The sequence below is a fragment of the Amaricoccus macauensis genome (assembly GCF_049800915.1).
GTDB classification, from domain to species: Bacteria; Pseudomonadota; Alphaproteobacteria; order Rhodobacterales; family Rhodobacteraceae; genus Amaricoccus; species Amaricoccus macauensis_A.
Genome location: NZ_JBNAFY010000001.1, coordinates 434,411 through 447,669 on the forward strand (window position 1 = coordinate 434,411; position 13,259 = coordinate 447,669).

At 61.2% G+C, this 13,259-nt stretch carries 14 protein-coding genes; 10 read left to right on the forward strand and 4 right to left on the reverse strand.

Annotated elements, in window-relative coordinates:
• Nucleotides 1-25: 25 nt before the first annotated feature.
• From ACP15W_RS01855 to ACP15W_RS01870, 4 genes are all read left to right on the forward strand, one after another.
• The gene (locus ACP15W_RS01855) at nucleotides 26-1,213 is read left to right on the forward strand and encodes a BCCT family transporter (RefSeq protein ID WP_424931124.1); all 1,188 of its coding nucleotides are present in this window, start codon (nucleotides 26-28) and stop codon (nucleotides 1,211-1,213) included.
• A 57-nt stretch (nucleotides 1,214-1,270) separates the two neighbouring features.
• Nucleotides 1,271-2,722, forward strand: a complete 1,452-nt coding sequence (gene betB / locus ACP15W_RS01860; protein WP_424931125.1) for a betaine-aldehyde dehydrogenase — start codon at nucleotides 1,271-1,273, stop codon at nucleotides 2,720-2,722.
• Between the two features lie 11 nt (nucleotides 2,723-2,733).
• Complete coding sequence (gene betA / locus ACP15W_RS01865) at nucleotides 2,734-4,383, forward strand: choline dehydrogenase (RefSeq protein ID WP_424931126.1); 1,650 nt, start codon at nucleotides 2,734-2,736, stop codon at nucleotides 4,381-4,383.
• Nucleotides 4,384-4,827: 444 nt separating this feature from the next.
• Entirely contained in the window at nucleotides 4,828-5,853 is a 1,026-nt protein-coding gene (locus tag ACP15W_RS01870; RefSeq protein WP_424931127.1) for a calcium-binding protein, read from the forward strand.
• A gap of 98 nt (nucleotides 5,854-5,951) precedes the next feature.
• Here ACP15W_RS01870 and ACP15W_RS01875 read toward each other — a convergent pair whose 3' ends face one another.
• A complete protein-coding gene (locus ACP15W_RS01875; protein ID WP_424931128.1) occupies nucleotides 5,952-7,199 on the reverse strand; it encodes an MFS transporter in 1,248 nt (415 codons plus the stop codon).
• Between the two features lie 169 nt (nucleotides 7,200-7,368).
• On the opposite strand from ACP15W_RS01875, the gene ACP15W_RS01880 reads away from it, so the two are divergent.
• Nucleotides 7,369-7,749, forward strand: a complete 381-nt coding sequence (locus ACP15W_RS01880) for a hypothetical protein (protein ID WP_424931129.1) — start codon at nucleotides 7,369-7,371, stop codon at nucleotides 7,747-7,749.
• Nucleotides 7,750-7,797: 48 nt separating this feature from the next.
• Here ACP15W_RS01880 and ACP15W_RS01885 read toward each other — a convergent pair whose 3' ends face one another.
• Complete coding sequence (locus tag ACP15W_RS01885; RefSeq protein WP_424931130.1) at nucleotides 7,798-8,427, reverse strand: TetR/AcrR family transcriptional regulator; 630 nt, start codon at nucleotides 8,425-8,427, stop codon at nucleotides 7,798-7,800.
• Between the two features lie 165 nt (nucleotides 8,428-8,592).
• On the opposite strand from ACP15W_RS01885, the gene ACP15W_RS01890 reads away from it, so the two are divergent.
• The 4 genes from ACP15W_RS01890 (at nucleotide 8,593) to ACP15W_RS01905 (ending at nucleotide 11,279) form a co-directional block, all read left to right on the forward strand.
• Nucleotides 8,593-9,039: a hypothetical protein gene (locus tag ACP15W_RS01890; protein WP_424931131.1), complete on the forward strand. Its 447-nt coding sequence runs from the start codon at nucleotides 8,593-8,595 to the stop codon at nucleotides 9,037-9,039.
• Nucleotides 9,040-9,083: 44 nt separating this feature from the next.
• Nucleotides 9,084-9,713 carry a DNA-3-methyladenine glycosylase family protein gene (locus ACP15W_RS01895; protein ID WP_424931132.1) on the forward strand — a complete coding sequence of 210 codons (630 nt, stop codon included), beginning with the start codon at nucleotides 9,084-9,086 and terminating at the stop codon, nucleotides 9,711-9,713.
• Between the two features lie 88 nt (nucleotides 9,714-9,801).
• On the forward strand, nucleotides 9,802-10,455 hold the full coding sequence (locus ACP15W_RS01900; protein ID WP_424931133.1) for an alpha/beta hydrolase: 654 nt from the start codon (nucleotides 9,802-9,804) through the stop codon (nucleotides 10,453-10,455).
• A gap of 236 nt (nucleotides 10,456-10,691) precedes the next feature.
• Nucleotides 10,692-11,279, forward strand: coding sequence for an HNH endonuclease (locus ACP15W_RS01905; protein WP_424931134.1), 588 nt, complete (start codon nucleotides 10,692-10,694; stop codon nucleotides 11,277-11,279).
• Here the strand turns inward: ACP15W_RS01905 and ACP15W_RS01910 are convergent.
• Together ACP15W_RS01910 and ACP15W_RS01915 are read right to left on the reverse strand one after the other, a co-directional pair.
• Complete coding sequence (locus tag ACP15W_RS01910) at nucleotides 11,252-11,725, reverse strand: disulfide bond formation protein B (RefSeq protein WP_424931135.1); 474 nt, start codon at nucleotides 11,723-11,725, stop codon at nucleotides 11,252-11,254. The genes ACP15W_RS01905 and ACP15W_RS01910 overlap by 28 nt on opposite strands.
• On the reverse strand, nucleotides 11,722-12,303 hold the full coding sequence (locus tag ACP15W_RS01915; protein WP_424931596.1) for a YqaA family protein: 582 nt from the start codon (nucleotides 12,301-12,303) through the stop codon (nucleotides 11,722-11,724). Before ACP15W_RS01915 ends, ACP15W_RS01910 begins: the two co-directional genes overlap by 4 nt.
• Nucleotides 12,304-12,416: 113 nt before the next feature.
• On the opposite strand from ACP15W_RS01915, the gene ACP15W_RS01920 reads away from it, so the two are divergent.
• Complete coding sequence (locus ACP15W_RS01920) at nucleotides 12,417-13,250, forward strand: neutral zinc metallopeptidase (RefSeq protein ID WP_424931136.1); 834 nt, start codon at nucleotides 12,417-12,419, stop codon at nucleotides 13,248-13,250.
• Nucleotides 13,251-13,259 lie beyond the last annotated feature (9 nt).

Consider the following 13,259-nt stretch of genomic DNA (forward strand, 5'->3'; position numbering starts at 1 on the left):
ACTGAAACCGATCGAAAGGAGACGAATGACCTATCTGATATCCTTTGGAATCCTGATGGCCTTCGCGTTGGTCATCTTCTGCACGATCCGCTGGTGGAACATGCGCCTGATCGGGCCGAGCCCGGTCCCGCTCTTCACCTTCATCGCGATCCTCTTCACCTCGGGTCTCGATGTCGGTCTGATCATGTTCCCGCTGGCCTGGGACTTCCCGCTCTATGCCGACACGAGCGAGAATCCGGCCTATGCCTTTACCAATCCGCTCGCGCTTGAATTCGGATTCTGGGGTTTCCTGATCTGGGCCTTCTATTTCCTTACCGCCTTCTACTTCTGCGCCATCGAGCCCCGGGTGAAGTTCTTCGACAAGCCGTTGGTGAAGTTCATCAACAACATCGTCATCATCACCACCTGTGCCTTCACCGGCAGCCTGTTTCTCATCTACCTGCCCTACTACTTACCCTCGATCGGCGATGGTGAATCCGTCGTGACGACCTTCTACGTGATTGTCTTCGCGGTGATCCTGGCCGCCTCCTACAGCTCGACCGACATCGGCTACGTGAAGGTTCTCTCGGTAGGCTCGACCGGCCTCTTCGGAGCACTGATCATCGGCCTGTGGCTCTATGCCGGGATGTCGATTGCCGAATTCGGCACATCGATCAGCCATATCGGGGGCTACTTCGGCAACCTGCATCGGTTCGTGTTGCCTCTGACCGAGTATCACGAGTTCTATCTGTTTTGGTGGTTTGCCTGGTCGATCATGATCGGACAGTTCACCTCGCGCTTCGTAGGCGGGATGAAGACCCAGCATATGCTGGCGGCGCTGATGATCATTCCGTCGGTCCCGCTCGCGATCTGGTTCGCCGTCCTCTTCTATTTCTACGAGAACAGCATCGCGACCGAGGGCCTCGTGAACATCGCCATGGTGATCGTCGGTACGACCTTCGTGATCAACTCGCTCGACAGCCTGATCCGGCTCTACACCGACAATCTCAACCTCACCGTCGATCGGTTCGGCAAGTGGCGTTATGTCGCCGGCAACACCGCCGTGCTCTTCGTGCTGACGCTGCTCTTCAAGAGCCAGTGGCTCCAAATCGAGTGGATCGGCGCCATCGTCATCGCGCTCTACATGGCGACGATCGTCTTCATCGCCATGTATGCGCGCCACGTCATGAACGACGCGCACGGCACCTACGCGAAACCCGAACTCGATCTCTGATCGACGGCGCCTCGACCGCGGGCCGCGCGCCCGGGGAGACATCGAAGGAAACGACCAATGCAGACACAGCCCAGGGCCAGCCATTTCATCGCAGGCGCATATGTCGAGGACGAAAGCGGCGAAGCCTTCGCCTCGGTGTATCCCGCCACCGGGGAAGCGATCGCCAGGCTGCATGCCGCGACCCCGGCCATCGTGGAGCAGGCACTTGCAGCCGCCGATGCCGCGCGGGCCGAATGGCGAGCCATGACCGGCGTTGAGCGCGGCCGCATCCTGCGCCGGGCAGCCGACATCATCCGCGAGCGCAACCGGGACCTCTCCCTGCTCGAGACGATGGACACCGGCAAGCCGCTGCAGGAAACGCTCGTGGCGGATGCCGCGTCCGGCGCCGATGCGCTCGAGTATTTCGGCTCCGTGGCAGCGGGGCTGAAGGGCGAGCATGTGCAGCTGGGCGCCGATTTCGCCTATGCGATCCGCGAACCGCTGGGGCTCTGCGTGGGCATCGGCGCCTGGAACTACCCGATCCAGATCGCCTGCTGGAAGGCGGCGCCTGCGCTCGCCTGCGGCAACACCATGGTCTTCAAGCCCTCGGAGACAACTCCGCTCACGGCGCTCAAACTCGCGGAAATCCTGACCGAAGCCGGGCTGCCCGAGGGCGTCTTCAACGTGGTGCAGGGCTTTGGCGAGGTGGGCGCGGCGCTTGTGGAAGATCCGCGCGTGGCGAAGGTCTCGCTCACCGGCTCAGTGCCCACGGGGCGCAAGGTCTATGCCTCCGCCGCGGCGGGCATGAAACACGTCACGATGGAACTCGGCGGCAAGTCCCCCATCGTGATCTTCGACGATGCCGATCTCGAGGACGCGGTCGCCGGCGCGATCAACGGCAATTTCTATTCCTCCGGCCAGATCTGCTCGAACGGCACGCGGCTCTTCGTGCAGTCCGGCATCTACGATGCCTTCGTCGCGCGCCTCGCCGAGCGGCTGAAGAGCGCGGTGATCGGCGACCCGATGGACGAGTCAACCAATTTCGGCCCCATGGTCAGCGAACAGCAGCGCGAGATCGCGCTCCGCTATGTCGAGAAGGGCGTGATAGAGGGCGCGCAGCTCGTGATCGGCGGGAGCGCGCTCGACCAGCCCGGTTTCTACATGTGCCCGGCGATCTTCGCTGACGTCACCGACGAGATGACCATCGCACGCGAGGAAATCTTCGGCCCCGTGGCGAGCGTGCTGAAATTCGAGACCGAGGAAGAGGCGATCGCGCGCGCCAATGCCACCGAGTTCGGCCTGGCGGCGGGCGTCTTCACCCGCGATCTTGCGCGCGGCCACCGCGTGGCGGCAGCCTTCGAGGCCGGCACCTGCTGGATCAACACCTACAACCTCACCCCCATCGAGATGCCCTTCGGCGGCGTCAAGGCCTCCGGCGTGGGCCGCGAGAACGCGGCTGCGGCCATCGAGCATTACTCGCAGCTCAAGGCCGTCTACGTGGGCATGGGCCCGGTCGAAGCGCCATTCTGAAGGAGAGCTCCATGGAGGCGGATTACGTCATCGTCGGCGCAGGGTCCGCGGGCTGCGCCATGGCCTACCGGCTGTCTGAGGCAGGCAGGTCTGTGCTGGTGGTGGAACACGGCGGGTCCGACGTGGGGCCATTCATCCAGATGCCCGCGGCTCTTTCGTACCCGATGAACATGAAGCTCTACGACTGGGGCTACATGTCGGAGCCCGAGCCGCACCTGGGCGGGCGGCGGCTGGTCACGCCGCGGGGCAAGGTGATCGGCGGGTCCTCCTCGATCAACGGGATGGTCTATGTCCGCGGTCATGCGCGCGATTTCGACACCTGGGCCGAAATGGGCGCGGATGGCTGGGCCTATGCCGATGTGCTGCCCTATTTCAAGCGGATGGAGAACTGGCATGATTGCGGGCATGGCGGCGACCCCGACTGGCGCGGAAACGATGGCCCTCTGCACGTCACGCGCGGTCCCAGGCGCAATCCTCTTTTCAAGGCCTTTGTCGAGGCGGGGCGGCAGGCCGGCTATGAGCTGACCAGCGATTACAACGGCGAAAAGCAGGAGGGCTTCGGTCCGATGGAGCAGACCGTCTGGCAAGGTCGGCGCTGGTCCACTGCGAACGCCTATCTCCGGCCGGCTCTGGAGCGGGAAAACTGCGACTTGGTGAACGGCCTGGTGGACCGGATCCTGATAGAGGACGGGCGCGCCATCGGCATCCGCCTCGTGGACGGCCGGGAGATCAAAGCGCGGTGCGAAGTCGTTGTGGCGGCCGGATCGATAAATTCACCGAAATTGCTGCTCATGTCGGGCATCGGGCCTGCGGTCGAACTGGCCGCTCTCGGGATCGACGTGAAGGCCGACCGGCCCGGCGTGGGCAAGAATCTGCAAGATCATCTGGAACTCTATATCCAGATGGCATCTTCCAAGCCGATCACCCTTTACAAATACTGGAACATGATCTGGAAAGGCGTGATCGGCGCGCAATGGCTCTTAACCAAGACCGGGCTCGGTGCGTCGAACCAGTTCGAAAGTGCGGCCTTCATTCGCTCGCGCGCCGGTGTCGAATATCCCGACATCCAGTTCCACTTCCTGCCCATGGCGGTGCGCTATGATGGCACGGCACCGGCAGAGGGCCACGGCTTTCAGGTTCATGTTGGACCGATGCGCTCGCCCTCGCGCGGCGAGGTCACTCTGAAGAGCACCGACCCGAACGAAGCGCCGCGGATCTTCTTCAACTACATGTCGCATGAGCAGGACTGGGAAGATTTCCGCACCTGCATCCGGCTCACCCGCGAGGTCTTCGCGCAGGAGGCGTTCAAGCCCTTTGTCAAGCACGAGATCCAGCCGGGCGAGGCGGTGCAGTCGGACGATGAACTGGACGGCTTCATCCGCGAACATGCGGAGAGCGCCTATCACCCCTGCGGCACCTGCCGGATGGGCCGGCGCGACGACACGCATGCTGTTGTGGATCCGGAGGCGCGGGTGATCGGCGTGGAGGGCCTGCGGCTCGCTGACAGCTCGCTCCTCCCCCAGATCACAAACGGAAATCTCAATGCTCCGTCAATCATGGTCGGGGAAAAGGCTGCGGATCACATTTTAGGAAAGACGCTGTTGCCGGCCATGAACGACAGGTCATGGATTCATCCAGATTGGCGAACCGAGCAGCGCTAGCAACTTGGATTCAGTTTCCAGACAAGCCCCAATGGGAACACAGAGCGCTTCCCGGTCAATTCTTCGCGAGACGCGCGGCGGATGGCGCACAAAACTGCGCGAAAACAAGGCAATCCTGTCGCGCATAACGTTAAGCAACTATTAATCGCTCTCTGGACTGGCGAAGAAGACGAATTCATAAGTTCGGAGCGTTCCGGTCTGGCTGCAGCTCTGTGAGGGGAGCATGGTCAGCTCAACGGTGGTTCGTGGGTCACCGGGCGTTAAGTGTGGGCTCGAATTGGTGCGCTGTTTTCGGGTTTGGGTGTTTTGGAAGTTCTGAGTGGGTGGCTTTGGTCTTCCAAGCAGAAGTCAGGCTTGGCTTGGCAGTCTCATCTTTGCACCGGGCCGACAAGGCGTGATCTGAAGAACCGTGGCGTTACCGCGGGAAACTGGAAGGACTGAAGAATGAAGACTATCAAGGGTGATGCCGGCAACAACCGGATTAGCGGCCGCAACAAGGAAGACAAGATCCTTGGTTACGAGGGCGACGATGTGATTGATGGCCTTGCATCATCGGACATCATCTACGGCGGAGAGGGCAACGACACTCTGCGTGGTGGCACGGCCAAGAAAGATGGCGATACGATAGTTCTTCCTGCCGGCGATGACGAGATTTACGGTGAGGATGGAGACGACGAGATTTTCGGCCAGGACGGATCAGACAAACTGTATGGCGGAAAGGGCGTAGATTACATTGTCGGCGGAAACGGCGCTGACAAGATCTGGGGCGGTGACGACGACGATATTCTTTACGGTGGCCGCGGAAGCGATCGAATTTGGGGCGATGGCGGAACTGATCATATCTTCTCCGAGGACGGCAGCGACACCGTGAAAGGTGGCGGCGGAAGTGATCTGGTCTTTGGGGGAAAGGGCAAGGACAAGATCAAGGGAGAAGCAGGCAACGACAGGCTTCATGGCCAAGAAGGCAAGGACAAGCTGGAAGGTGGGAGCGGACGCGACGCTCTTTTCGGGGGCAGCGGTGATGACAAGCTGAATGGTGACAGCGGCAAGGACACGCTGCAAGGCGGTGGCGGCGACGACACCCTCAAGGGTGGTGCCGGCGTAGACGTGCTTATCGGTGGTGATGGGAACGATGTCTTTCTCTTCAAGGAGGAGGATGATTCATACCCAGGAAGCGCCGATCAGATCACATCAGGCGATGGTGCAGAGGCCTTTGAAAAGGGGGATCTGATCGACCTTCGGAGCCTATTTGGGGACAAGAGTCTCAAGTGGGGTGGGGTTATCGATCTCGATGCTGGAGAGGCGCCGAGCAAGGGGCGGGTTGCCGTTTCCGACGCAAATGGCAATCCGAATAGTTACACCGTAGTTTCGGTGAACTTGGACGGCGATGACAACGCCGAGGTTCGCATCAATATTTTCGATGATGGGCGCGAGGCCAGCTGGTATTCTTCGGATGATTTCATGCTCTGACTAGCTTCTGTCTCGGACCGCTATGGTCCGAGACCCCGCTTGATCCGGCCTCATATGCAAGCGCTTGCTTTTAGGGGTGGGGGCCGAATGTACTGGGGCTATACACCTGAGGCCCTCCCGCGCAGCAGTGTGAGCCAGATCAGTGCGCCTCCGGCCATGGCGAGCATCGGGATCATGGCGAGGTTGACCGCCTGCCAGCCTTCCATCGCGCTGCCGCCTGAGCAGTTCATCAGCCCACCGGACGCGAGCGAAGCGACTCCGACGAGCCCGAAGACGGCAAAGTCGTTCATGCCCTGGACCCGGCCGCGTTCCTCGGGACGGTGCGAGGCTGTGAGCATGGCAGTTGAACCGATGAAGCCGAAATTCCAGCCCACGCCGAGCAGGATCAGGGTAACGTAGAAATTCGTGAGTTCGACGCCCGACAGTCCGACGACCCCGGCGAGGGACAGGATCACCAGGCCTGTGACGACAATGCGCTCGACCCCGAACCGGGAGATGAGGTGCCCGGTGAAGAAGGAGGGGCCGAACATGGCCAGCACGTGGGCGCTGACGATATTGGCGGCGTCGTTCGTGGTGAAGCCGCAGCCGACGACCGCAAGCGGCGTCGAGGTCATGACAAGGTTCATCAGCGCGTAGGAGACCATGGCGCAGATCATCGCCACGGCGATGCGGGGCGTTCGGATCAGATCCCAGCGGGAGCGTGCGGGAAGGTCTGTCCCGGCCGGGGGCTTGGGTTTGGGCGAGTCGAGAAAAAGGAAGATCGGCGCGCCGATGAGATTGAGCACGGCGGCGGCGATATAAGCACCGGCGAAGGGGATCGGCGCGAGCGCGTCCTGTGTCAGCTTCACGAGCTGGGGCCCGATGATGGCGGAGGCTAGGCCCGCGGCCATGACCCATGAGATGGCCTTCGGGCGGAAGGCCTCGCTCGCGCCATCGGTTGCGGCGAAGCGGTAGAAGCCTTGCGCCGACATGTAGGCCCCCGTGAGGGTCGAGCCTACGAGAAAGAGCGGGAAGGAGCCGAGCCAGAGTGCCCAGGCGCAGAGCGCAGAGCCGAGCGCACCACCCGCCGCGCCGACATAGAAGCCGAATGCGCGCCCGCGGCTCTGCATGAGGCTCGCCAGCATTGGCGCCATGACCATCGAGCCGAAAACGATCAGCGAGATGGGCAGGGTGGCGAGGCAGCCATTGGGGCTCAGAACCTGCCCGGCTAGGCCACCGAGAACGAAGGAAATCGGCATCTGGCTGCCGAGGATAACCTGAGCCAGTGCAAGCACGACAACATTGCGGCGGGCGCGCCCGTCACCCTCAGAAACCCCCTTGGGGGCAGAGATATCCGATACCGACATGGGCCGCTCATATCGGGCGCGGTGAAATATTCCAAGATGACAATTAGAAGCGCCTTAGCCGATGATGGGTTGTAGGTGCGACAGGGGTGTTCTTCGACGCTTCAAATTACCGAGGTAGCTTGACGAGGCGAATGTCACCATGTTTGAATTAATTGAGGAGGCCAATATCATGAATGATTTCGGCAATCCGAGTAGAGTTGATAATCGCGAAGATATCCTGATCCAGGCTTTGCCCACGGATATTAGGGCGCTGCGCGATTATCTACTGACTGTTCGGCAGCTTTTGGATGAGAGAGTTCGCGATATTGGCGACAGCTATGATCGCGAAGTCGCCTCGCAGCCCGAGCTCTCCGCGCTCACGCACCTGGAAGAGGCCATTTCACGGCGGGTCGCGGAACTTCCATGCGAGAGCATTCCCGAGATCCTGGGAAAGTTCAGCGTCTATGACATGCTCGACGAGATGGACGAAGGTGCAGATACCAGCATGGAACGGGATCGGCTGATTCGCTCCATCCGCCGGGATATCGAACACCTGACCGCGCGCGCCTGAACCGGATGGCGGCGCGCTGCGGTGGTGCCTTGGGTTCGCGGTTGATGATCAGCGGCGTCTGAGGCCGTCCATCAGGAGGCCAATCCTGTTCAGGACCCGTTTTTCTGCTTCCTCCGGGGTCACGTCGTCGAAAATGGCCTGGCGCATGCCCTCCTTGTAGATCGCCAGAATGATATAGAGCGTGTCGTCAATATTCAGGTCTTCGCGGAGTTCTCCGCTCTCGATGCCCAGTTGCAGGGTCTCGATGATGGGGCGAAGCGCGTCGCGGACCTGGGCCCGGTTCTGCATTTCCGTTTCCATCGGCCATTGCCAGGAATAGGCCTGCATGATCGAGTTAAGCTGCCGGTCCGACAGGTTGTGTCTTGCCCAGTTGTGCAAGACCATCCGGATCCGCTCCAGCGTCGATCCCTCCAGCTTTACCGTCTCGTTGATCTCGTCGATCTGCGCCTGATTGAAGTCGTGCAGGACGGCATAGATCAAGCCGGCCTTGCCACCGAAATAGGCGTTTATCAGTGAATGGGTGACCCCGGCCGCCTTGGCGATCTGGGTCACGCTCGTTTTCTCGAAACCCTGCTCCGTAAAGAGCTTTCGGGCCGCTTCCACCAGCCTTCGGCGGGTGGCTTCGCTCTTGCTTGTTGTCTGGGGTTTGCTGGTCCCCGCCAGTCTGATTGTGCTCATGCATCCTAGATAGCGAATGTGTTTACATTTTCAATAACATTATTTTTTACATACTAATTGACAATGTAAATAACCACACCCATATCCGTGATGTCGCAGGGAAACGACCCGGCCAGAAAGCGGAGCGGGCGGCGATCTAGGTTCTTGTCAAAGGAGATCAGAGGGATGGTCGATGTATTCGACGGTGGGCTTTTGCGTGTCTTGCTGAACGGTGCCCACGAACTGCCCCATGATATTGCGCGGCTGGAGGCGCATATCGTCGTCATTCGAGGGTTCCTCGAGGAATATGCGCGGGAGACGGACGAGGATTGGGAAAAGGAATGGCTGCGCGGCAGCGAGTTGAGCGCCCTTATCGAGCTTGAAGACAGCATTGGACGCAAGGTTGCGGAAATTCCGGTCGGAAGCCTCAGGGAGGTGATGATCAAGCTTCGGGTCTGGAAGGAACTCGCGGACGGAGAGGAAGATGCCTATGAGTTTTCAACCCGAGACAGGGTGGTTTCCTCGGTCTACAACGACGTCGAGCAGATCTTGGGCAATCTCACGGCCAACAAGACGCAAAGATGCCCGACATGCGCGACGCTTTTGGGCGGGGAAGCACTTGCACGGCCCTGACGGGTGCGAGGTTTGCGAACAGATAGCGGCATACGGGAGGACGCATGATCGGTCGCATCGTAGAGACACCGGAGGATGTCGCGGAGGGGTGCGCCTTTCTGGCCTCAATCGAGCCGCGTTTTGCCGAGGCCCTGAACTGGCTTGCACCCCTGCCGCTGCGGCGCAAGCCCGACGGTTTTGCCGAGTTGCTCTCGATCATCATCAGCCAGCAGGTTTCGGTCGCGTCCGCTCAAGCCGTCTGGTCGCGGGTGGAGGCGCTCGGCGTGGTGGATGCTGATCTGATCCTGCGTTGTTCAGACGAGGATCTGCGGGGATGCGGGCTCTCGCGGCAGAAGATCCGCTATGCCCGCGAGATCGCGGAAAGCGGTATCGATTTCGCGGCTCTGCGTGGTATGAGTGATGATGACCTGATTGCGCGCCTCGTTGAGGTGAAGGGGGTTGGGGTCTGGACGGCGGAGATCTACGCCATGTTTTCGCTGGGCCGGGCGGACGTGTTCGCCCCCGGTGACCTCGCGCTGCGCGATGCGGCACACAAGCTGCTCGGACTGGAGGCGCGGCCGAGTGAGCCCGAGTTGCGTGCGCTTTCGCTTCGGTGGTCTCCTTGGCGTTCGGTGGCGGCGCGGTTGCTCTGGGAATACTATCTCACGGCGAACCGGCGTGAGGGCGTGCGCTAAGGGCCCGCGTGTTGACATCGCAAGTAGCCACTCGCAAACAGTCACTTGTGAGCGTATTTCCCTGAAGCCAGATAGAGGCGATCCCGCGATGACAAGCTTGACCGGGCCGGAGCGGCCTGCTGCCGAGGGCGAGGCCGACAGTCTCGTCATCTTCCTTCACGGTTATGGCGCGGATGGGAACGATCTGATCGGGTTGGCGGACCCGCTATCGCCGCATCTGCCGAAAACGCGGTTCATGGCGCCGAACGCGCCCGAACGCTGCGTGAACAATCCCATGGGCTACCAGTGGTTTCCGATCCCCTGGATGGATGGATCGAGCGAGGCACAGGCTCAAGCCTCTGCTGCACAGTCCTTCAAGCTTCTCGACGGGTTTCTCGACCAGGTGGAAGCGTCCGGAATGCCGCCCGAGCGCACCATCCTCTTCGGATTCAGCCAAGGCACGATGATGTCGCTGCATGTAGGCTTGCGGCGAAAAAAGGCACTGGCCGGGATCGTCGGATTTTCCGGACGTCTGCTCAGCCCCGAGACGCTGGAAGCCGAGATCATGACACGGCCTCCGGTCCTGCTGGTGCATGGGGATGCCGATCCTGTCGTTCCCTTTGCGAGCCTGCCGGAAGCGGCGGATGCGCTGGCAGCGGCGGGGATCGAGACGTACACCCATGTATCAAAGGGTGTGGGCCACGGTATCGCGCCCGACGGGCTTGGCCTTGCGCTCCAGTTCATTAAGGAACAGCTCGGATAGGGGCGGCCCGTGCTCCGATCTGGCCTGCGATCAATGATCCGCGATTGCTTTGGGCAGCTTTGCCGCAGCCTGTCATAATTCTGTGCAGAGCCCGGTTTAGCGTGCGCTCGAACCTGGGAGCTGCCCTATGTAGGGCCTTGATTGGTTTCCCGGTCGAGATATAGTCGAGAGACGGGCTGCTCGCCCTGTGACGCCGCTCTGGAGCTGAACCGAGCAGTCCCTTGATGGGAGAGCGCATGCTGCAGAGCACCCACACTCCAAGTTTTGTGCGAAGGCCTGGTGGTCTTCGCGACCATCCCGCTCTTGTCCTGAACGCCGATTATCGGCCTCTTTCCTACCTTCCCCTCTCTCTCTGGCCTTGGCAGGAAGCGGTCAAGGCGGCCTTTCTCGACCGGGTCGTGGTTCTCGCGGAATATGACGAGGTGGTGCATTCACCCTCGATCTCCATCCGCATTCCCTCGGTCGTGGTGCTGAAGGAATTCGTCAAACCCGCGAAATCCACTGCTTTTACCCGGTTCAACCTATTCCTGCGCGACGAGTTTGCCTGCCAGTATTGCGGGGCGAAGGACCATCTGACCTTCGATCACGTGCTGCCGCGCTGCCGAGGTGGCCGGACCACCTGGGAAAACGTGGTTGCGTCCTGCGGGCCGTGCAATCTCCGGAAAGGGTCCAAGACCCTCAAGCAGGTGGGGATGCGGCTGCGGCGCAAGCCGTCGCGCCCGACTCCGGAGCAGTTGCAGAATGTCGGGCGGAAATTCCCGCCCAACCATCTGCATGAGAGCTGGATGGACTATCTCTACTGGGATGCCGAACTGGAAGCGTAGGCCCGATACCAAAGGCCTGCAAGCAGGACGCAGACCAATCCATTCCAGCTTGCCATCGAAAGTCCCCACATCTCCCAAGCAACCTGATCGCAGAGCACCACGTCGGTTGCCATGATCTGGTCGAGCAACTCGCCCGACGAGAGTTCGCCGACACTGCCGCCGGTGCAGGAATCCGGGCCTGGCCACCAGCCGCGCTCGATCCCGGTATGATAGAGGGAGATCAGTGCGTTCACGCCCATGGCGATCGCGCCGACCAGCGCCCAGAACCGCCATGGCAGAACCATCATGAGCGCCATGCACAGGACGGCCACTACATGCGGCCAGCGCTGCCAGATGCAGATAGGGCAGGGTGCGAGCCCACCGAGATACTGGAAGGCCAGGGCTGCGATCAGCATAGCTGCCGAGACGCAGCCCGGCCCGAAGGCCTGGCGTTGCAGTCTGTTCAATGTGTCAATCCCAAGATGAGGAAGCCGCCCACGAGCGCGGCCACGAAGAGGCTGAAGACGAGGCCGAGGCGCTCCTCGATGAAGGTGCGGATCGGCTCGCCGTATTTCCAAAGAAGTGCCGCGATGATGAAAAAGCGCAGGCCCCGCGCGATCAGGCTCGAGATCATGAACACCGTGAAGTTCAAGCTCGTGGCACCCGAGAAGATCGTGATGACCTTGTAGGGGAACGGTGTCAGGCCGGCGATCAGCACCGCCCAAGCACCGTAATCGTTGAAGGTGGCTGCGAACTCGTCGAACTTGTCGGCCTTGCCGTAGAATTCCAGCACCGGCTGCCCGACCTGCTCGAATAGGCCCCAGCCGATGAAGTAACCGAATGCCCCGCCCAGCACGGATGCCGCCGTGCACACCCCGGCGATCAGCCAAGCCTGGCTCGGGCGGGCGATGATGAGCGGAATGAGCAGGATATCGGGCGGGATGGGAAAGACGGAACTCTCGATGAAACTGACAGCGGCTAGCGCCCAGAGAGCGTGTTTCGATGCCGCGAGCGAGATCGTCCAGTCGTAGAGCCGTCGTAGCACTTCATTCATACCTTTTACTGATACTCGCAGCGAGTAGCAGCATGGTCCGCTTTCAACGTCAAGGCGGTTGCCAATTCGTGGCAGAAGTCAGCACCGAAGGGCATAGCGCGAAAATGAGCGGTATAACCGAAATCAAGGTCGCTTCGCAGGCAGCGCCCGAGAGCGGACCCGGTTCGGCAAACCCCGACAAGGTGCGAAAAGGTCAGGGGCGTCGGCGGATTCTTATCGGCCTGGCGATCGCGCTGTTCCTGATTGCGAGCGGTGCACTGATCTGGACCCTGATCAAAGACAACCGGATGAACGATCCTCTGCCGCCGGTGTCTTCCGAGCGGGCGTTGATCGTCTCGCGGCGTATCGGCGTGGCATTCGAGGATGCGCAACAGACCTGGTCGAACTGGTTCCGGGCAAAGCGGCTTTCGACGCCGCGCGCGGCGGAACTGGTGCTGTTCAGCGGCGCGCGCCCCTCGCCTTGCTCTGGCACATCGCCGGTGGGGGGGCCGTTCTACTGTCCGCTGGACCGCCGGGCCTCGTTCGATATCGTCGTTCTCAACCAGCTCGAGAAGCGGATGGACCGCGAGGCGGGTTTGGGCACGGCTTTGATCGTCGCGCGGGTCCTGTCGGAACATATACAGGGTGAGCTAGGAGTGCCGGCGGCGGTTGCGCGGCGTGATCGCGATACCTTCATCCGCATGCACACGCTTCAGGCCGATTGTCTGACCGGGGTCTGGGCCGGTCTTGCCAAGAGCAGGATCGGGACAGTGCGACCCGGCTTGTACTCGGAGTTGCTGAGCAAGGGCGCATTCATTACCGAGGTTTACGTGAACGGTGGTCAGCCGGACCAGCCTGCGCTCGATATCTTCCTTCTCGATGACTATCAGGCGCGGGAGGCGTCCTTCCGCAACGGCATTGAAGCACGAGATCCCAAGGCATGTCCGCGTCCGGCCTGAGCGTCGCGC